This is a genomic window from Ancylobacter sp. Lp-2, from assembly GCF_020523795.1.
GTDB lineage: Bacteria > Pseudomonadota > Alphaproteobacteria > Rhizobiales > Xanthobacteraceae > Ancylobacter.
This window is the reverse complement of the sequence record NZ_JAJALI010000002.1, coordinates 305261-323093: the sequence shown is the minus strand read 5'-3', so window position 1 is coordinate 323093 and position 17833 is coordinate 305261. Positions and strand designations below refer to the sequence as shown.

General features: G+C 65.6%; 20 protein-coding genes. 7 read left to right on the top strand and 13 right to left on the bottom strand.

Going from position 1 to position 17833, the window contains the following annotated elements; all coding sequences use genetic code 11:
- The first annotated feature begins 74 nt into the window (after positions 1 to 74).
- The 4 genes from purL to LGR54_RS06105 all read left to right on the top strand — a co-directional run bounded on the left by purL (position 75) and on the right by LGR54_RS06105 (position 3507).
- Positions 75 to 2303, top strand: a complete 2229-nt coding sequence (gene purL / locus LGR54_RS06120) for a phosphoribosylformylglycinamidine synthase subunit PurL (protein WP_230361077.1) — start codon at positions 75 to 77, stop codon at positions 2301 to 2303.
- A 9-nt stretch (positions 2304 to 2312) separates the two neighbouring features.
- Complete coding sequence (locus LGR54_RS06115) at positions 2313 to 2549, top strand: BolA/IbaG family iron-sulfur metabolism protein (protein ID WP_230361076.1); 237 nt, start codon at positions 2313 to 2315, stop codon at positions 2547 to 2549.
- 161 nt (positions 2550 to 2710) lie between these two features.
- On the top strand, positions 2711 to 3049 hold the full coding sequence (gene grxD, locus LGR54_RS06110) for a Grx4 family monothiol glutaredoxin (protein WP_230361075.1): 339 nt from the start codon (positions 2711 to 2713) through the stop codon (positions 3047 to 3049).
- 146 nt (positions 3050 to 3195) lie between these two features.
- On the top strand, positions 3196 to 3507 hold the full coding sequence (locus LGR54_RS06105) for a hypothetical protein (RefSeq protein WP_230361074.1): 312 nt from the start codon (positions 3196 to 3198) through the stop codon (positions 3505 to 3507).
- Positions 3508 to 3597: 90 nt separating this feature from the next.
- On the opposite strand, the gene rpsD is transcribed toward LGR54_RS06105, so the two are convergent.
- From rpsD to murI, 3 genes are all read right to left on the bottom strand, one after another.
- Positions 3598 to 4215, bottom strand: a complete 618-nt coding sequence (rpsD, locus tag LGR54_RS06100) for a 30S ribosomal protein S4 (RefSeq protein ID WP_230361073.1) — start codon at positions 4213 to 4215, stop codon at positions 3598 to 3600.
- 211 nt (positions 4216 to 4426) lie between these two features.
- On the bottom strand, positions 4427 to 5665 hold the full coding sequence (locus LGR54_RS06095) for a lytic murein transglycosylase (protein WP_230361072.1): 1239 nt from the start codon (positions 5663 to 5665) through the stop codon (positions 4427 to 4429).
- Positions 5666 to 5810: 145 nt separating this feature from the next.
- A complete protein-coding gene (gene murI / locus LGR54_RS06090; protein ID WP_230361071.1) occupies positions 5811 to 6632 on the bottom strand; it encodes a glutamate racemase in 822 nt (273 codons plus the stop codon).
- Between the two features lie 358 nt (positions 6633 to 6990).
- On the opposite strand from murI, the gene LGR54_RS06085 reads away from it, so the two are divergent.
- Both LGR54_RS06085 and LGR54_RS06080 read left to right on the top strand, forming a co-directional pair.
- Positions 6991 to 7497, top strand: a complete 507-nt coding sequence (locus tag LGR54_RS06085; protein WP_230361070.1) for a ferritin-like domain-containing protein — start codon at positions 6991 to 6993, stop codon at positions 7495 to 7497.
- A gap of 86 nt (positions 7498 to 7583) precedes the next feature.
- The gene (locus LGR54_RS06080; RefSeq protein ID WP_230361069.1) at positions 7584 to 7814 is read left to right on the top strand and encodes a hypothetical protein; all 231 of its coding nucleotides are present in this window, start codon (positions 7584 to 7586) and stop codon (positions 7812 to 7814) included.
- 13 nt (positions 7815 to 7827) lie between these two features.
- Here the strand turns inward: LGR54_RS06080 and LGR54_RS06075 are convergent, their stop codons facing one another.
- The 10 genes from LGR54_RS06075 to LGR54_RS06030 all read right to left on the bottom strand — a co-directional run bounded on the left by LGR54_RS06075 (position 7828) and on the right by LGR54_RS06030 (position 16887).
- Positions 7828 to 8685, bottom strand: coding sequence for an ABC transporter permease subunit (locus LGR54_RS06075; RefSeq protein ID WP_230361068.1), 858 nt, complete (start codon positions 8683 to 8685; stop codon positions 7828 to 7830).
- Positions 8682 to 9494: an ABC transporter ATP-binding protein gene (locus LGR54_RS06070; RefSeq protein ID WP_230361067.1), complete on the bottom strand. Its 813-nt coding sequence runs from the start codon at positions 9492 to 9494 to the stop codon at positions 8682 to 8684. The genes LGR54_RS06075 and LGR54_RS06070 overlap by 4 nt, the downstream gene beginning before the upstream one ends.
- Before the next feature lie 3 nt (positions 9495 to 9497).
- Positions 9498 to 10493: an ABC transporter substrate-binding protein gene (locus LGR54_RS06065; protein ID WP_230361066.1), complete on the bottom strand. Its 996-nt coding sequence runs from the start codon at positions 10491 to 10493 to the stop codon at positions 9498 to 9500.
- A gap of 152 nt (positions 10494 to 10645) precedes the next feature.
- A complete protein-coding gene (locus LGR54_RS06060) occupies positions 10646 to 11152 on the bottom strand; it encodes an NAD(P)H-dependent oxidoreductase (protein WP_230361065.1) in 507 nt (168 codons plus the stop codon).
- Between the two features lie 65 nt (positions 11153 to 11217).
- Complete coding sequence (ssuD, locus tag LGR54_RS06055) at positions 11218 to 12405, bottom strand: FMNH2-dependent alkanesulfonate monooxygenase (protein ID WP_230361064.1); 1188 nt, start codon at positions 12403 to 12405, stop codon at positions 11218 to 11220.
- 303 nt (positions 12406 to 12708) lie between these two features.
- The gene (locus LGR54_RS06050) at positions 12709 to 13413 is read right to left on the bottom strand and encodes a fumarylacetoacetate hydrolase family protein (protein WP_230361063.1); all 705 of its coding nucleotides are present in this window, start codon (positions 13411 to 13413) and stop codon (positions 12709 to 12711) included.
- Positions 13413 to 14165 (bottom strand): ABC transporter permease, encoded by a 753-nt coding sequence (locus LGR54_RS06045; RefSeq protein ID WP_230361062.1) that lies wholly within the window; start codon positions 14163 to 14165, stop codon positions 13413 to 13415. Before LGR54_RS06045 ends, LGR54_RS06050 begins: the two co-directional genes overlap by 1 nt.
- Before the next feature lie 69 nt (positions 14166 to 14234).
- Entirely contained in the window at positions 14235 to 15038 is an 804-nt protein-coding gene (locus LGR54_RS06040) for an ABC transporter ATP-binding protein (RefSeq protein WP_230361061.1), read from the bottom strand.
- A 3-nt stretch (positions 15039 to 15041) separates the two neighbouring features.
- A complete protein-coding gene (locus tag LGR54_RS06035) occupies positions 15042 to 15872 on the bottom strand; it encodes an ABC transporter permease (RefSeq protein ID WP_230361060.1) in 831 nt (276 codons plus the stop codon).
- A gap of 10 nt (positions 15873 to 15882) precedes the next feature.
- A complete protein-coding gene (locus LGR54_RS06030) occupies positions 15883 to 16887 on the bottom strand; it encodes an ABC transporter substrate-binding protein (protein ID WP_230361059.1) in 1005 nt (334 codons plus the stop codon).
- A 189-nt stretch (positions 16888 to 17076) separates the two neighbouring features.
- Between LGR54_RS06030 and LGR54_RS06025 the strand changes: the two genes are divergently transcribed.
- Positions 17077 to 17790, top strand: a complete 714-nt coding sequence (locus LGR54_RS06025; RefSeq protein ID WP_230361058.1) for a FadR/GntR family transcriptional regulator — start codon at positions 17077 to 17079, stop codon at positions 17788 to 17790.
- The last annotated feature ends 43 nt before the right edge of the window (positions 17791 to 17833 follow it).

Here is a 17833-nt window from a genome sequence, read left to right as displayed (position 1 = left end):
GCCTCCCTCGCCTGCCCTTTGCGCCCGCCCCGACGTGCCCGCCTGCCAGCGAAACGGAATGTGACGGCCCGAGCATGACTGTCCTCGATACGCCTGCCAAAGAACCGCAGATCACGCCCCAGCTCGTCGCCGATCACGGCCTCAAGCCGGACGAGTATGAGCGCATCCTGAAGCTCATCGGCCGCGAGCCCAGCTTTACCGAGCTCGGCATCTTCTCGGCGATGTGGAACGAGCACTGCTCCTACAAGTCGTCGCGGCTGCATCTGCGCGGCCTGCCGACCAAGGCGCCGTGGGTCATCCAGGGACCGGGCGAGAATGCCGGCGTCATCGACATCGGCGACGGCCTCGCCGCGGTGTTCAAGATGGAGAGCCACAACCACCCGTCCTATATCGAGCCTTATCAGGGCGCGGCGACGGGCGTGGGCGGCATCCTGCGCGACGTGTTCACCATGGGTGCCCGCCCGATCGCGGCGCTGAACGCGCTGCGCTTCGGCGATCCCGCCCATCCGCGCACCAAGCATCTGGTGGCCGGCGTCGTCGCCGGCATCGGCGGCTACGGCAATTCCTTCGGCGTACCGACGGTCGGCGGCCTCGTCGGCTTCCACACCCGCTATGACGGCAACTGCCTCGTCAACGCCATGGCGGTCGGCCTCGCGGAAGCCGACAAGATCTTCTACGCCAAGGCGACCGGCGTCGGCCTTCCGGTGGTCTATCTCGGCTCGAAGACCGGCCGCGACGGCATCCACGGCGCCACCATGGCCTCGGCCGAGTTCGGCGAGGGTGCGGAGGAGAAGCGCCCCACCGTGCAGGTCGGCGATCCCTTTGCCGAAAAGCTGCTGCTCGAGGCCTGTCTCGAGATCATGGCGGCCGGCTGCGTCGTCGCGATCCAGGACATGGGTGCCGCCGGACTCACCTGCTCGGCGGTGGAGATGGGCGCCAAGGGCGATCTCGGCATCGAGCTCGACCTCGACAAGCTGCCCTGCCGCGAAGAAGGCATGAGCGCCTATGAAATGATGCTCTCCGAGAGCCAGGAGCGCATGCTCATGGTGATCGCGCCCGGCAAGGAAGACGAGGCCGAGGCGATCTTCCGCAAATGGGGCCTCGACTTCGCCATCGTCGGCCGCACCACCGACACGCTGCGTTTCGTGGTGAAGCACAAGGGCGAGGTGAAGGCCGACCTGCCGATCAAGGAACTTGGCGACGAGGCGCCGCTCTATGATCGTCCGTGGGTGGAGACACCCAAGCAGCAGCGCATCGACCCGGCTTCGCTGGAGATCAGCGCCACCATTCCGGGCGCACTGGAGCGGCTGATCGGCTCGCCGGACTTCGCATCCAAGCGCTGGATCTGGGAACAGTACGATCACCTGATCCTCAACAACACCGTGCAGCGCCCCGGCGGCGATGCCGCGGTGGTGCGGATCGAGGACGGCCCCAAGGGGCTGGCCATGGCCTGCGACGTCACCCCGCGCTATTGCGAGGCCGATCCGTTCGAGGGCGGCAAGCAGGCGGTCGCCGAAGTGTGGCGCAACATCACCGCCGTGGGCGGCACGCCGCTGGCGCTGACCGACAACCTGAATTTCGGCAATCCCGAGAAGCCGGAGATCATGGGCCAGCTGGTCGGCTGCCTGCGCGGCATCGGCGCGGCCGCTTTGGCGCTCGACTTCCCGGTCGTCTCCGGCAATGTCAGCCTCTACAACGAGACCCATGGCCGCGGCATCCTGCCGACCCCCACCATTGGCGGTGTCGGCGTGCTCGCCGATGTCGAGAAGATGGCGACAATCGCCTTTAAGGAAACCAGCGAAATCATTCTGGTGATTGGTGAAACCACCGGGTGGCTCGGCCAGTCCGCTTTCCTGTCGGAGATCCTCGATCGCGAGGAAGGCGCGCCGCCGCCGGTCGACCTCGCGCTCGAGCGCAAGCATGGCGACTTCGTGCGCGAGCTGATCGCCGAGGGCCTCGTCTCGGCCGTTCACGACGTGTCCGATGGCGGTCTGCTGGTGGCGCTCGCCGAAATGGCGATGGCCTCCGGCATCGGCGCGTCGCTGCTTGCCGAACCGGCCGAGGTCAACCCGCATGCCTTCTGGTTCGGCGAGGACCAGGCCCGCTACATCGTCACCGTCTCGGGCGGCGAGAAGGCGACGGTGTTCAAGCGCGCCGAGTCGGCCGGCGTACCGATCGCCAAGCTCGGCAGCACCGGCGGCGACAAGTTGACCATTCCTGGCGAGCGCCCCATCGTCATCGATGCGCTGCGCGAGCGTTCCGAATCCTGGCTGCCCATCTATATGGGCGCGGGCATGATGTGAGGGCCGACCATGGCGATGGAAGCATCCGAGATCGAGAAGCTGATCCGGCAGGGCCTGCCGGACGCCCAGGTCGTCATGCGCGATCTGGCCGGCGACAATAATCACTGGCACGCCACGGTGGTCAGCGAGAGCTTCCGCGGCAAGTCGCGGGTGCAGCAGCACCAGATGGTCTACGCCGCCATTGGCGCGCCGATGGGCGGGGTGCTGCACGCACTCGCCCTGCAGACCGAAGTGCCGAAGGCCTGACCGGCCGCCGCGCACGGACGACATCATGAAGCCCGGCCGCGACAGCGTGCCGGGCTTCATCTATATGTAGAGGCGAAGGGTTGAATGGCGCCGGCGCGCCATCACCTATGACCGCATAGAGACACACAGGACCCAAGAGGTCCAAGACGGGTGAGCGCTACATGAGCATCCAGGATTTCATCGACAACCAGGTGAAGAGCAACGACGTCGTCGTCTTCATGAAGGGTACGCCGCAGTTCCCGATGTGCGGCTTCTCCGGCCAGGTGGCGCAGATCTTCAACCATCTCGGCGTGGACTATAAGGGCATCAACGTCCTCGACTCCGACGAGATCCGCCAGGGCATCAAGGACTACACCAACTGGCCGACCGTTCCGCAGGTCTTCGTCAAGGGTGAGTTCATCGGCGGCTGCGACATCGTGCGCGAGATGTTCCAGGCCGGCGAGTTGCAGACCCTTCTCGAGGAGAAGGGCGTGCCGGTAATGGGGCGCGCCTCGGCTTGAGGCGCCCCGCGCTTCGGCTCCGATGATGCGGGCCGCCCTTCGGGGCGGCCTTTTCATTTGGCATGGCGCTTCGTCGCCTGCCGGCATTGCCTCTCCCTTCGCGTAGCCCTTAACATGGCAGGGCGTTGCATCTTCGGGGACGGACGGTGATCACCGGGCTTCTGCTATCCGCCACGTACGTCCTGGTTCTGGCCGGCCTGTCGCTCGCGGCTAATGCACGGCTTCATGACCAATGGCGGCTGCCCATGCAGTGGTCGCTGTCAGGGCGCGTCAACTGGTCGGCGCCCCGCCCGCTCGCCCTCGCCTTCACGCCGACCCTCGCGGCTATCGTGCTATGCGCGCTGACAATCGCCCTGAAGGAGCACCCCGAGGGCCTTCCCGCGCTCGCCGCGACGACATTGGCCTTCATCGGCGCGCATCTGCTGCATCTCTTCCTGATCGTCCGGCGCGGCCGTTGAACCGGAGCGGCTCCGGTCGCCCCGCCGGCGAATCGCCAACAAAAAAAGCCGCCCCGAAGGGCGGCTTTCTCGTCTGGGGTGAACCCCAAATCAGCGCGAATAATATTCGACGACGAGGTTCGGCTCCATCACCACCGGATAGGGCACCTCGTTGAGCTCCGGCACGCGGGCGAACTTCGCGGTCAGCTTGTGGCTGTCGACCTCGAGGTAGTCCGGCACGTCGCGCTCACCGGAAGCGGCGGCTTCCATGACCAGCGCCATCTGCTTGGAGGCGTCCTTCACCTCGATCACATCGCCGACCTTCACCTGGTAGGACGGGATGTTGACGCGGCGGCCGTTCACCTTCACGTGGCCGTGACTCACGAACTGGCGGGCGGCGAACACGGTGGGGACGAACTTGGCGCGGTAGACGACGGCGTCGAGGCGGCGCTCGAGCAGGCCGATCAGGTTGGCGCCGGTGTCGCCCTTGAGGCGCGCGGCTTCCACATAGACCGCATAGAACTGCTTCTCGCCGATCGAGGCGTAGTAGCCCTTCAGCTTCTGCTTGGCGCGCAGCTGCACACCGAAGTCGGAAAGCTTGCCTTTGCGGCGCTGGCCGTGCTGGCCGGGGCCGTATTCACGCTTATTGACGGGGCTCTTCGGGCGACCCCAGATATTCTCGCCCATACGGCGGTCAAGCTTGTGCTTGGCCGAAACGCGCTTGCTCATGCGCTGGTCCTCTTCGCAAGGTTGCGGTTTGGATCGCGCCCCCTCCTTTGTCCCATGAGACGTATCTCTCGGGACCGACAGGCTCCAGCCGAACGCGCCGGACGGAACCACGGGTGCGTGAAACAACTCACGGGGCCGTTGCCAGCCCCGCGAGTGGGCGCGTGAATAAGCGGAAAGCGACACAAGGTCAAGCGATTCCGGCGAATCCGCTCTACCGACCCTTGCGCAGGGCCGCCAGGACGTCCTTTCCCGCATAGCCATCCGGCGTCAGTCCGGCCTGGCGCTGGAAATTGGCGACGGCACGCATGGTGAGGTTGCCGACCCGCCCGTCGACGCCACCAGTATCGAAGCCGGCGGCGGTGAGGCGCTTCTGCACCTCCTGGATTTCCGCCAGCGACAGAGCCGGCTCGCCGCCCGGGAACGGGGTGACGAAATCCGAGCCGCCCAATACGCGGTCGCCGAGGTGGCAGACCGCGAGCGCATAGTTCATCGACGGATTATAGGATTTCACCGCGTAGAAATTCTGCGTCAGCAGGAAGCTCGGCCCCTCGGTGCCGATGGGAGCCCACAGCCGCGTGCGGGCCGCCGGATGGCTGAAGCGCCCTCCTCCGGCCGGCGCGACGCCGAGCTTGCTCCAGTCCGCCACGGTGCGCATCGACTGCGCGTCGGCATAGCGGGCAGCACCGTCTGGCACCTTTACCTCGAACCCCCAGGGGAGCCCGGCCTGATACTTGCCCCGTTTGATGAGGTAGCGGGAACTGCCGGCCAAGGCATCGCCAACCTCATAGGGCGAGACGCGGCCATCACCGTCATAGTCGATACCGAGATTGAGCCATACCTCCGGCATCCATTGCGTATGCCCCATCGCGCCGGCCCAGGAACCGAGCATCATGTCCGGCGCGCCCCAGCCACGCTGGACGATGGCGAGGGCATTGAGGAACTCGGTCTCCCAGTAGCGGCGGCGGCGGGGTTCGCCCCAGGCCAACGCCGCGAGCGAGGGAAACACCGGCTTCATATGGTCCTCGTCGGTGACGAGTTCGCCGAAGGCGCTCTCCATCCCCCACAAGCCCAGCAGCACGTCCGGCTCGACGCCGAAATCCTTGTTGAGGCGCTTCAGCAGCGCGGCATTCTTCTTCGCCGCCGCCCGGCCGGTGATCAGCCGCCATTCCGAGATGCGGCGATTGAGATACTGCCACAGCTCCTCGCGAAACTCCGGCTGCGCCCGGTCCTTGGCATAGACGCTGGTATCGGGCTCGAGGCCGCGCGTCACCCGGTCATAGACCTCGTCGGAAATGCCGCGCGCCCGCGCCTTGGCGCGGAAATCGCGTAGCCAGGCGTCGAAGGACTGGCTGACGGATTGCGCATGGGCGCCGGTGCCAACCGCCACCAGCGCGCCCGCAAGGACGAGCACCGAACGGCGCGACAGGACGGAGCCGTGACGAAGCTGCATTGCCCTCGCTCGCTTTCCCCAGCGACAGGCCGGAATCGGGCGGTCTCTGACTTTGGGTCATGGTGACCGGCGAAGGCGATCGAGGCAAGACACGGACCTGAGACACGGGCACGAGACATGCGTCCGCGCGCGGATGACCAGGCGGTCAGGCGAGTTCAGCGCTCATAGGCACCAATTCGCCGTTGCGGGCGGGGATGCCGGCAATGCGGCCAACCAAGCCGGCATCGAGGGGAGTGCCAGTCGAAAACAGCCGCAACGGGGCGGGGCTGCGCTCGCCCTTGGCGGAGCCCACCAGCGAGACCGTGCGACGCGCGATGGCCGGTGCTGGATCGACCCAGCGCACCGGCCAAGGCGCCACGCGTTCGAGCCTCTCGCGCACCAGCGGATAATGGGTGCAGGCTAGCACCACCGTATCGGTACGGCTGCCGGCCTCGCGCACGAAAGCTGGCGCGATCTCCTCGGCGAAATCGGCATCGGCCACCGCCTCGCCGGCAAAGGTCGCCTCGACCAGCGGCGCCAGCCGCGCACTCCCGACCAGCGTGACCCGGCACGACCCGGCGAAATCGCGGATGAGCGCCTTGGTGTAATCCCGCTTCACCGTGCCGGGGGTCGCCAGCACGCTGATGAGATGGGTCTGCGAGCCCTCGCAGGCCGGCTTGATCGCCGGCACGGTACCGATGAAGGGAATCGAGAAGCGCGCGCGCAACGCCGGCAGCACCGCTGTGGACGCCGTATTGCAGGAGATCACCACCGCATCCGGTGCCAGCCGGGCGACCAGCGCGTCCATCACCGACACGACCCGGGCGATCAGCGTCGCCTCGTCGAGGGCGCCGTAGGGAAAGCCGGCATCGTCCGCAGCATAGACATAGCGTGCGTCCGGGCGCTGCCGTGCCAGCTCCCGCAGCACCGAGAGACCGCCGAGACCGGAATCGAACAGCAGGATGGTCGGAGCGCGGAGGCTTGGCATGGGCGCGGAAACGGGAGTGAGTGGCGACACCAGTGACGGTCCGATGGAAGATCCGCGGCCAAGATCAGCGGAAAATGTGCCGGAAACAGAGGAAGCCTCGACGCCCATCTTGTTGCCCTCCAACCGGGCGGCATTGTGGCGCATCAAGGTGAAGACTTAGTTGCCGGTTCGAGGGGCTTATGGCCTGTGCTTTCTTCGCCGCACAGCCCGTCCCCGGATCGAAGGTAAAGCGTCGCGTTGAACAAAAAAGAACGGAACATCGCTCCGGACAACCGGTTGACCTCCCAGACGTCACGCTCCAGCGCGACGTTGCAGGTCAGAAAATACCTTCTATTACCGGCATACCGGAGGAAAGATCATGGGATTTTTCTCGAAAGATATCAAGACCATGGACGATCTCTTCGTCCATACGCTCCGTGACGTCTATTATGCGGAAAATCGGATTCTCAAAGCGCTGCCGTCGATGATCGAGAAAGCCAGCGACCCTCAGCTGAAGGCGGGCTTCGAGAACCACCTGAAGGAAACCGAGGGGCATGTGAAGCGACTGCTGGAGGTTTTCCAGCTGCATGGCGCCGAGGCCAAGCCGGTCACCTGCCCGGCGATCGACGGCATCATCAAGGAAGCTGACGAGGTGAGCGGCGAAGTCGTCGACAAGGAGGTGCTCGACGCCGCCCTTGCCGCCGCAGCCCAAGCCGTCGAGCATTACGAGATCACCCGCTACGGCACTCTGATCGCCTGGGCCAACCAGCTTGGCCGCGCCGACTGTGCCCGCGTGCTCCAGCGCACGCTGGAGGAGGAGAAGAAGGCCGACGCCCTTCTCTCCAAGGTGGCGATGTCCAAGCTCAACATGCGTGCCGTCAGCTAGGCGCTCGTATCCATGTGACGAGACGGGTGGCCGCACCGGATCGCCCGTCTCGAATAGTCGGACCGCCAGAAGCAAAGGGAGCCGCCATGGTACGCGATCCGCGACAGCTCGATCAGAATCCAATCGTCATCGACCCTGCCGACGTCGATGCCGTGCTCGACGACCGCCCCACTCCGCCCGGACATCCGCTGAAACCGGCATTGGACGAGGTTTCGCATCCTCGCCCCCTGTCGGAAAGCGACCGCCAGAAGACATCCGGCAAACCCGTTTCCGGTCGCGTGCCGGGCAATGCTCGCCCGGTACCGGTGGCGAGATAGCCGTCTCTTCACGTCAACGCAGCATGCCCCACCGACGGACGGTGGCGCTCTCCAGGCCACGGAACGCCACCGCCTCGACCAGCAGGCCGATCAGGATCACGGTGGCGAGGCCGGCGAAGACGCGATCAGTATAAAGCTCGTTCCGGGCGCGGAAGATGAACCAGCCGAGGCCCCCGGAGCTGGAGCTCACCCCGAACACTAGCTCGGCCGCAATCAGCGTGCGCCAGGCGAAGGCCCAGCCGACCCGCATGCCGGAGATGAGCGCCGGCAGCGCCGACGGGATGAGGATCTGCCGGACATAGGCCGGTCCCTTCAGTCCGTAGTTGCGGCCGACCAGACGATGCGTCTCCGGCACCCCTTCGAAGCCCTGGAGTGCCGCAAGCGCAAAGGGCCACACCACCGCATTGATCAGCACGAACAGCAGGCTCACCTCGCCGAGGCCGAACCACAAGAGTGCCAGCGGCAGCAGCGCGATGGCGGGCAGCGGGCTCAGCATCGCCGCCACCGTCTGTAGGGCATCGCGCACGAAGCCGTTGGCGACGGCAAAGGCGACAATGACGGTCGCGATGACGATCGCCGCCACATAGCCCTTTACCAGCACGGCGAGAGAGGCGGCGGCCGCCAACAGCAGGCCCTCGTTCAGGCTCGCCTCGCGAAAGGCCGCGAAGGCTTCGAGGAAGCTCGGCAGCAGGATGGGATTGTCCTGCCAGCGGGCCGCCAGTTCCCAGGCGAGCGCCAGGATGACCAGCACGGTGAGACGGCGGAACCAGAGCGCGCGGGTAATGCGTCGCAGCCCGTCGCGGCGGCGTGTCGTCGGGATGGCAGGGGATGGAGCCGGATGGGTGGCGTCGAACACCGGAATGTCGCTCACGGCTCGCCTCCCGTTCCACCGAACAGGGCCGCGTGGACCCGTCGGCTCACGGTCTCGAAAGCCGCTGTGCCGAGGTCGCGCATGTCGAAGGCGGAGACATCGAGCGTGGTAATGGTCCGCCCCGGATGCGCACTGAGCAGATGCAGCCTTGTGCCGATGAGCACGGCTTCATCGATGTCATGGGTAACGAACAGCAGCGTCAGGCCGGTCTCGCGGGCGATGTCGAGCAGGTCGCGCTGCATCTGGAGCCGGGTGAGCGCGTCGAGCGCGGCAAAGGGCTCGTCCATCAGCAGCACGTCCGGGCTGGCCGCCAGCGCCCGCGCAATGGCGGCGCGCTGCTTCATGCCACCGGACAGAGTGTGCGGGTAGCTGTGCAGCACCCGCTCCAGCCCGACCCGCCGCAGCGCAGCGGTCGCGATCTCACGCGCCTCGTCCTTCTTCTTGCGACGCGAGGCCGTGAGCGGGAAGGCAACGTTGTCCAGCACCGTCTTCCAGGGCAGCAGCTGATCGAATTCCTGGAAAACCACGATGCGGTCCGGGCCCGGGCCGGTAATCGGCCGGCCACTCAGGGTGAGTGTCCCGGCACTTGGGGCAAGAAAACCGGCGGCAGCCTTGAGGATCGAGGATTTTCCGCATCCAGAGGGACCGAGCAGCACCAGCCGCTCGCCCTCGGCAAGGGTGAAATCGACGGCATCGACCGCCCGCACCGTCCCCCGCTCCGTCGTATAATCGAGAGTAAGGCCCCGCGCCTCGAAGAGCGGCTTGTCCGGTTTCACCTGAGGCGCCGCTTCGATGGTCGGTGCGAGCATCGCTCAGCTCCCGGCCTGATCATGCAATTCGGGGAAGGTGTAGTTCTTCCAGCTTCCCGGCTGGGTCTTGATCGCCCCGGTGCGGAACAGGAAGTCGCCGAACACCTCGCTCTTCAGCGGAACTAGGGTGAACTGCACCTCCGGATTGTCGATGATCTGCTTCACGAAGGCCGGAGCGAGCTTGGATTTCTCCACCTTCACATAGGTGTCGGCAGCCAATTGATGGTCCTTCGCGGCGATCTCCGTCGCTTCCTTGAAGGCACGGAAGAACGCCTCATAGGTCTTGGGATTGGCGTCGCGCCACTTCAGCGTGGTGTAGGCGACGGTGGGCGTGAAGGGGCCGCCCAGCACGTCATAGGACGACCAGATCTTGTGAACCTTCGGGTCCTTCAGCGCCTGCTCCTGGAACGGAGAGTTGGAGAGATGGCCGGTGACCTCGGTGGAGCCGGAGATCAGCGCCGCGGTGGCGTCGGGATGCGGCAAGGTCACCTGGATCCCGTCGAGCTTGCCCTGATTGCCGGGGCCGAACTCCTTCTCCGCGGCGATCTGCAGCGTGCGCGCCTGCACCGACACGCCGGCCGCCGGGGTGGCGATGCGGTCGTTCGGCCCGAAATCCTTCAGGCTCTTGATGTCCGGCTTGTTGGTGAGCAAGTAGTTCGGCGTCGCCCCGAAGGCGCCGACGATCTTCACCGCGCCCTTGGTGCGATCCCACACGGTGAAGAACGGGCCGATGCCGGCGGACGCGATATCCACCGAGCCGGACAGCAGCGCATCGTTCACCGCATTGCCGCCGGACAGCTTTGCCCACTCGACCTTGACGTCGATGCCCAGCTCCTTGCCGTGCTTCTCGATCAGGTTCTGGTCGCGCAGGATATGGAAGGGAATGTAGAGCGTGCCGAACTGCTCGGAAATGCGGATGAGCCCCTCGGCGGAGGCCGAGCCGGCGGCGGCGCCGAGCATGGCGAGGGAAAGCGCGGCGGCGTGGATAAAGCGTTTCATTGACGGAATCCTTGAGCTCGAGCGCCAGCCAGCGCACGAAAGGTCATCCCGTGGCGGCGGCTTCAGAAATGGCGAGGCAAAGTTGGACGCGGCGGGCGTTCAGCGCACGGCCCTACATCGTTCCCTCGATCGGACGACGACGAGGCCCATTTTCATTCCGCCGCGATGGCCAAGGGATGGGCCAAGGAGTGAGCGTCATGACGCACCGCGGAGACCGCCTCGTGCACCAGCCGCTCGAAACGCTGCTCTGCCGGCTCGCCGATCAGCGCCGTGCCGGACCATTCGCGTTCGGTAAGAAACAGGCCGGTGCCCAGCGGCTGCGCCTGGAAGAAGGCGAAGAGCGGCCGCAGCTGATGCTCGATCACCAGCGCATGGCGTTCGCTGCCGCCGGTCGCCAGCAGCGCCACCGGCTTGCCCACCAGCCCGCCATAGTCGACGAAGTCGATGAAGTGCTTGAACAGGCCGGAATAGGAGCCCTTGTAGACCGGCGAACCGATCACCAACAGATCCGCCGCTTCCACGGCGGCGAAGGCGGCCGCCTCCTCGCGCCCGGCGGCTTCGCGCGAGCGCATGAGCCCAAGTTGCGGCAGGCGCGCGATATCCACCACCTGGGCGCGGGTGCCGAGTTCGCGCCCGAGCCGCTCGGTTGCGAACTGCACGAGCGAAAGAGTCCGGGACGGTGCTGAGAGGCTGCCGCTGATACCGACGATGTTGAGTTTTCCGCTCATGACTGCGCTGCCTGCTTTGCCGGCCGATAGTCATTGGCGATGGTCTCGCCGAACGGCCCGGTGTTCACCGTCGTCTCGGCCCGGGCGATGTCGTGGTTGAGCTTCAGCCGCGGCAGCACCAGTTCGCCGACGCGATAGGCCTCCTCCAGATGCGGGTAGCCGGAGAAGATGAAGCTCTCTATGCCCAGTTCGGCATATTCCTCGATCCGCGCCGCTACCGTCGCGCCGTCGCCGACGAGCGCGGTGCCGGCCCCGCCGCGCACCAAGCCGACGCCGGCCCACAGGTTCGGGCTCACTTCCAGCTTGTCGCGGCGCCCGCCATGCAGCGCGCTCATCCGCGCCTGCCCGACCGAATCCAGCCGGGAGAACACGCTCTGCGCCGCCGCGATGGTCGCGTCGTCGACGTGGCTGATCAGCTCCTCCGCCGCCTCCCAGGCCTTCGCATTGGTCTCGCGCACGATGACGTGCAGACGGATGCCGAACCGCACCTTGCGCCCGCGCTCCTCTGCCTGCCGGCGCACCTCGGCGATCTTCGCCTTCACCGCCGCCGGCGGCTCGCCCCAGGTGAGGTAGACATCGACATGCTCGGCCGCGACCGCGCTGGCGGCCGGCGAGGAGCCGCCGAAATACAGCGGCGGCCCGCCTGGCTGCACGGGCGGGAACAGCACGTTGCCGCCTTCCACCTTCAGGTGCTTGCCCTGGTAGCTCACCGTCTCGCCGGCCAGCAGCGGCCGGTAGATGTCGAGGAATTCCTGCGTCACCTCATAGCGGGCGTCGTGATCGAGGAAGATGCCGTCGCCGGCATTCTCGACCGGGTCGCCGCCGGTGACGATGTTGATCAGCAGCCGCCCCTCGGAGATGCGGTCGAGGGTGGCGGTCATGCGGGCATAGAGGGTCGGCGAGGCCAGCCCCGGGCGCACCGCCACCAGATAGCGCAGCCGCTTGGTGGCCGGCGCCAGCGCCGAGGCGACCAGCCAGGAATCCTCGCAGCTCTTACCCGTCGGGATCAGCACGCCGTAGAAGCCGAGCGAATCCGCTGCCTGGGCGACCTGGCGCAGATAGTCGAGCGTCACCGCCCGACCGCCCGTCGCCGTACCCAGATAGCGACCGTCGCCATGCGTCGGCAGGAACCACAAAACGTCCAGACCGCCGGAAGAGGTCTGAGGCAATGTCGCAAGAGTCATCGTAATACCCTTAGGAAATGGGGTCGGCCTATGTGCGGATCGAGCGTCAGAACGCCCAGTTCAGGACCGACATCGGCACCACATCCAGCTCATTTCCTGTCCTCAGCTGCGGCGGCCTCGCCACCTGTTGCCCTTCCAGAAGAACGCAGGATCGCAGCGGGGTCAACATATTTTCTATAGAGTCTATGGTATTTAGGTTCAATCACAGGCGGCGGGCGTGCAAATTATTGGCGGACAATAAAAAACCGCCGGCCACAAAGGGCCGGCGGGCTTGAAGGCAAGCTATTTGGATCGCTGTGACGATCAGACGACGGTCACGTCGAGCGTGCCGACACCGTCGACACCGCCTTCCATCTTGTCGCCGCGCACGATGGCGCCGACACCGGCCGGCGTGCCGGACATGATGATGTCGCCGGGCCGCAGCTCGAACAGGCCGGAGAGGTAGGAGATCATCTCCGGCACCTTCCAGATCATCTGGTTGAGGTCGCCGCTCTGGCGCAGCGCGCCATTCACCTTCAGCCACACCTTGCCGTCGGTCGGATGGCCGATCTGCGAGGCCGGCACCAGCGCCGAGCACGGGGCCGACGCCTCGAAGGCCTTGCCGACTTCCCACGGACGGCCGAGCTTCTTGGCCTCGCCCTGGAGGTCGCGACGGGTCATGTCGAGGCCGATGCCATAGCCCCACACATGCTCCATGGCGCTTTCGACCGGGATGTTCACCCCGCCCTTGCCGATGGCGACGAGCATTTCGAGCTCGTAGTGCACGTCCTTCGACTTGTCGGGATAGGGGAAGGAACCGGTGGTGATGACGTTGTCCGGATTCTTCTGGAAGAAGAAGGGCGGCTCCTTGTCGGGATCGTGGCCCATCTCGATGGCGTGTTCGGCGTAATTGCGGCCGACACAGTAGATGCGATGGATCGGGAACAGCTTGTCGCTGCCGACCACCGGCAAGGTGGGAATGCCCGGCGGGGCGATGACATAGGCGGTGGTGTCAAGCGGCGCGTTCATCAGCGGACTCCTGCATAATATTCGACGCGTTTTTCGATGTTCTCGATCAGGGCCGACAGTCCCATCGCCGCGGCGAACAGGATGATGGTCAGCGCCCAGAAATTCTCCATGTCGAAATTGCGCGAATAGAGCTCGAACAATTCGCCATAGCCGATGATGGAGACGAGCAATTGCCCGATCACCACGCCCTTCACGCCGCGTACCATGCCGAGACGGATGCCGGCGAGGATTTCCGGCAGCGCGGCGAGAAGGATGATCTTGGAATAAAGGCGGAGCCCCCCTGCCCCGTAGCTGCGGCCCATCTCCTCCAGCGAGCGCGGCACCGCCTGGATGCCCGCGCGGGTGTCGAGCACGATGATCCACACGGCAAACAGGAACACGGTGACCACCACCGTGGTCTCGCCCATGCCGAACAGGATCATCAATACCGGCACCAGTGCCGACAGCGGCGCCGACACGAAGATGTTGACCCAGATGCCGAGCAGGTTGTCCGCCAGGCTGGAGCGTCCCATCGCCACGCCGAGCACCACGCCGACGACGATGGCCAAGGCCATGCCGACCAGGAAGCTGTTCAGCGTGGTCAATGCCGCCGCCTGCCAAGAGCCGGTCTGCACCAGCGAGAAGGCGGCGACCAACACGTCGGAGAGCGGCGGAACCAGGAAGGAGACGCCCATCTGCCCGACGATTTCCCAGACGATGCACCACGCCAGCAGCGAGGCCATCATCGGCACGCGGTAACCGAACATCGTCATGCCGGCCTCCATTCACGGGTTCGGGACATGGGAGCCCTCGATGACCGACTTGCACCTTTCGCCATGTTCTCAATCCACATAGCGCTTGAGGCCCTGCCAGATCTCCTCAACCGTATCGAGATAGCCACGGTCGCGGCGAATGGCGTCGGGGCTGGCGGTGCGGTCGATTTCCGGCTCGATAATCTGCGCCACCCGGCCCGGCCGGCGCGACAGGATGACGATGCGGTCGGAGCAGTAGACCGCCTCCTCGATCGAATGGGTGACGAAGATGAAGGTCTTCTTCTCCAGCTCGACGAGGCGCAGCAGGTCCTCCTGGAACTTGCGCCGGTTCTGCTCGTCCACCGCCGAGAACGGCTCGTCGAGCAGCAGCACGTCAGCATTCACCGCAAAGGCACGGGCGAGGCCGACGCGCTGGCGCATACCGCCGGAAAGCTCGTGCGGGTACTTGTTCTCGAAGCCGGAAAGCCCGACCTCGGCGATGTATTTCTGTGCGACCGCCTGGCGCTCGTCCTTGCCGACGCCTTTCAACTCCAGGCCGAAGGCGACGTTGCGCATGACCGTGGCCCACGGCATCAGCGCGAAGTCCTGGAACACGAAAGCGCGCTCCGGACCGGGACCGGTCACCGGCTTGCCGTTGACCCGCACCTCGCCCGAGGTGGCTGGGATGAGGCCGGCGATGATCTTGAGCAGCGTGGTCTTGCCGCAGCCGGAGGGGCCGAGCAGCGTGGTGAGCTTGCCGGCCGGGAAGTCGAGGTCGATGGAGCGCAGGGCCTCCATCTCCGCGTACATCTTGCAGATGCCGCGCACTTCGACGGCCGCGTCCGGCGACGGGGCGGTGGCGGCCGCGCTGGCCGCAGCGGTGATGTTGCGCATGGCTCAGCCCTTCTTCTTTTCCGGACGCAGCACCCGGACCTCGAAAGCTTCGAGGACTGAAAGGGTTAGCGTCGAGACGAGGATGATGGAGACGACGGCGGCGTACATTTCGGGGTAGTCGGCTACCGAGCGGTGATAGGTGATGAGGTCGCCGATGCCGGTCGGCGTGATCAGCAGCTCGGCGAGAATGACGCCGATGAAGCCCGCGGCGAGACCTAAACGTAAGCCGGCAAAGATAATGGGGGAGGCATCGGGGAGGATGATCTTCACGATCCGCTGCCACCAGTTTCCCTGGAAGGAGCGACACATGTCAACCAATGACGGATTGGTATTCCGCACCGCCTTGTAGCCATTGAGGGCGATCACCGGTAGGGCCAGCATCACCACCGCCAGCGTCTTGGAGACGAGGCCGATGCCGTAGACGAAGGTGATGAGCGGGATCAGCGCCGCCATCGGCGCCGCCTGCAGTACGATGAAGATCGGCGCGACCAGCCATTCGGCGAAGCGCGACAGCCCCATCACGATGCCGAGCCCCACCCCGAGGATGGCGGAGATGGTGATGCCGATCACCAGCGGCTGCAGGGTCTCGGCATAGGCCGCGACGAAGGAGCCGTCGAACAGCATGACCAGGAAGGCGCGCAGCGTCTCCAGAAAGGTCGGGAAGGCGAAGCTGATCGGAATGCGCCCAGCGATCTCCCAGACGAGAAAGAACAGGCCGATCGAGGCGGCTCGCCAAAGGGCCGTGCGATGCTCCAGAAGCTTCCCCCGCAAGGAGGAAGCCTCGGCGCTGGGAACGGCACGTGGCGTGCCGTTCGCGTGAGCGGGTGCCGACATGCCACCCGCCTCAGTTCGTGCCGACTTTGCCGAGCGCGCGATTCAGCGGCTCGAGCGCCCAGAACTCCTCGACCTTCAGGCTGGCCGGCTCGCCGGTCAGCTGACCCGAGAGGGTGTAGAAGGCGAAGTCGTCCTTGGCCGCCGCCGCACCGCCGCCATTGAGCGGGAAGGCTTTTCCTTCCGCCAGCTCGGTGAAATAGGGCGTGATCTCCGCCACCTGGTCGGCCGGCAGATCCGGCAGCAGCTTGTACTTGGCGCGCCAATCGGCGACGACAGCCGGGTTCTTGGTGACCTCGCGCCAGGTGGTGAGGATCGACTCGACGATGATGTCGACGTCCTTCTGGTTCTTGTCGAGATAGTCCTGGCGGGCGAACAGCGCCTCGTCGGTGGCGTTGACGCCGTCCATCGGCAGGATGACGAACTTGCCGGGCGCCTTCTGCTCCAGCAGCCGGCGGCCATTGGAATCGACGATCGTGGCCTTCACATTGCCCTGCAGCAGCGCGCCGGTGCGCACTTCAGAGCCGGGAATGTAGCTGATCTTGGAGAACTTGATCCCCTGCTTCTGCTCCATCAGCTTCATGATCGCCTCGGTGCCGGAGCCGCGCGAATGCACCGCGACTTCCTGCCCGTTGAGATCCTTCCACGTCTTGTAGAATTCGGCATTCACAGCCGGATAGAAGCGCAGCGTGGAGAGCTGCAGGAAGATGCGCACCGGCACCTTCACCTTCTGGATCAGGGCGTAGGGCCCGCCGACGCCGATATCCGCCTGCCCGCTGACCACCGCCTGGGCGGCGATGTCCTCGGACTTCAGATAGGTCATCTCGACCTCGACACCCTTGGTCTTGGCGAGCTCGAAGGCGGCAAGCAGGTGCAGATTCTCGACGCTGGCGATGTCGCCGTAGGCGACGCGCACCTTCGCCTCGGCCTGCGGCGCCGCCAGCAGCACCGCACCGAAACCAATGGCGAGCGCCGCGCCGGACAAACTCCACGTCCCTTTCGACGAATTCTTGAGCATTTCCAGTCTCCCATGAAGGTCGGGCGGTTGGTTCCACCCCTGATCGACCTGCGGATCGAGCCGCGAGGTCAGACACCAATTTGATTTTGGTTTACATTGGAGCTAACCAACGGTCAAGTTCAAATGCGGCTTGACCGAGCGTCGCTGCCGCGACATAGATTGAACCAATGCTATATTTGGTTGAAGCACATGGACAGCCTGACCGACGCCGACCCGCATACACAGAAGAGCACCGTGACGCAGGTGCGGGCGTTCCTCGCCCAGAGCAACCTGCCGGATGACGGCCGACTGCCACCGGAGCGCGAGCTTTCGACCGCGCTTGGCATCTCCCGTACCGAGCTGCGCAAGGCGCTGGATGTGCTCGAGGCCGAGGGCCAGATCTGGCGGCATGTCGGCAAGGGCACCTTCATGGGCAGTCGGCCGCTCGACACCTTCGCCGACATCGCCGCGCTGGCCCGCCGCTCCAACCCGGCGGAAGTGATGCGCGCCCGCATCGTGATCGAGCCGGAGATCACCCGCGCCGCCGCCTTCACCGCCACGCCGGCGGACATTTCCGAAATGCGGCTGTGCCTCGCCCGCTCGCGGCAGGCCGACAGCTGGCGGCAATATGAGGGCTGGGACACCCGCCTGCATCGTACCATCGCCGAAGCGACGCAGAACGGGCTGCTGCTCGGCCTGTTCGACACGCTGAACGCGGTGCGCCGCGCGGTAACCTGGGGCCGCCTGCGTGCCCTGCCGGTCAAGCCGGCGCCGGATCACCACAGCTTCCGGGAGCATGAAGCCATCGTCGACGCCATCGAGCATCGCGACATGGCGGGTGCCGCCAATGCCATGCGCAACCATCTGCGCACGGTCGAGCGCAAGCTGCTGGATAAGCAACTGCGCGCCGCCGAAGAGGACTGATTTCCGACCAATACACCGCCAATATTATAATTGGTCTAATACC

What these genes read in the sequence shown, in the direction of transcription:
- purL (WP_230361077.1), top strand. Translation starts at nt 75, where the DNA reads ATGACTGTCCTCGATACGCCTGCCAAAGAACCGCAGATCACGCCCCAG.
- LGR54_RS06115 (WP_230361076.1), top strand. Translation starts at nt 2,313, where the DNA reads ATGGCGATGGAAGCATCCGAGATCGAGAAGCTGATCCGGCAGGGCCTG.
- grxD (WP_230361075.1), top strand. Translation starts at nt 2,711, where the DNA reads ATGAGCATCCAGGATTTCATCGACAACCAGGTGAAGAGCAACGACGTC.
- rpsD (WP_230361073.1), bottom strand. Translation starts at nt 4,215, where the DNA reads ATGAGCAAGCGCGTTTCGGCCAAGCACAAGCTTGACCGCCGTATGGGC.
- LGR54_RS06095 (WP_230361072.1), bottom strand. Translation starts at nt 5,665, where the DNA reads ATGCAGCTTCGTCACGGCTCCGTCCTGTCGCGCCGTTCGGTGCTCGTC.
- murI (WP_230361071.1), bottom strand. Translation starts at nt 6,632, where the DNA reads ATGCCAAGCCTCCGCGCTCCGACCATCCTGCTGTTCGATTCCGGTCTC.
- LGR54_RS06085 (WP_230361070.1), top strand. Translation starts at nt 6,991, where the DNA reads ATGGGATTTTTCTCGAAAGATATCAAGACCATGGACGATCTCTTCGTC.
- LGR54_RS06080 (WP_230361069.1), top strand. Translation starts at nt 7,584, where the DNA reads ATGGTACGCGATCCGCGACAGCTCGATCAGAATCCAATCGTCATCGAC.
- LGR54_RS06070 (WP_230361067.1), bottom strand. Translation starts at nt 9,494, where the DNA reads ATGCTCGCACCGACCATCGAAGCGGCGCCTCAGGTGAAACCGGACAAG.
- LGR54_RS06065 (WP_230361066.1), bottom strand. Translation starts at nt 10,493, where the DNA reads ATGAAACGCTTTATCCACGCCGCCGCGCTTTCCCTCGCCATGCTCGGC.
- ssuD (WP_230361064.1), bottom strand. Translation starts at nt 12,405, where the DNA reads ATGACTCTTGCGACATTGCCTCAGACCTCTTCCGGCGGTCTGGACGTT.
- LGR54_RS06050 (WP_230361063.1), bottom strand. Translation starts at nt 13,413, where the DNA reads ATGAACGCGCCGCTTGACACCACCGCCTATGTCATCGCCCCGCCGGGC.
- LGR54_RS06045 (WP_230361062.1), bottom strand. Translation starts at nt 14,165, where the DNA reads ATGACGATGTTCGGTTACCGCGTGCCGATGATGGCCTCGCTGCTGGCG.
- LGR54_RS06040 (WP_230361061.1), bottom strand. Translation starts at nt 15,038, where the DNA reads ATGCGCAACATCACCGCTGCGGCCAGCGCGGCCGCCACCGCCCCGTCG.
- LGR54_RS06035 (WP_230361060.1), bottom strand. Translation starts at nt 15,872, where the DNA reads ATGTCGGCACCCGCTCACGCGAACGGCACGCCACGTGCCGTTCCCAGC.
- LGR54_RS06030 (WP_230361059.1), bottom strand. Translation starts at nt 16,887, where the DNA reads ATGCTCAAGAATTCGTCGAAAGGGACGTGGAGTTTGTCCGGCGCGGCG.
- LGR54_RS06025 (WP_230361058.1), top strand. Translation starts at nt 17,077, where the DNA reads ATGGACAGCCTGACCGACGCCGACCCGCATACACAGAAGAGCACCGTG.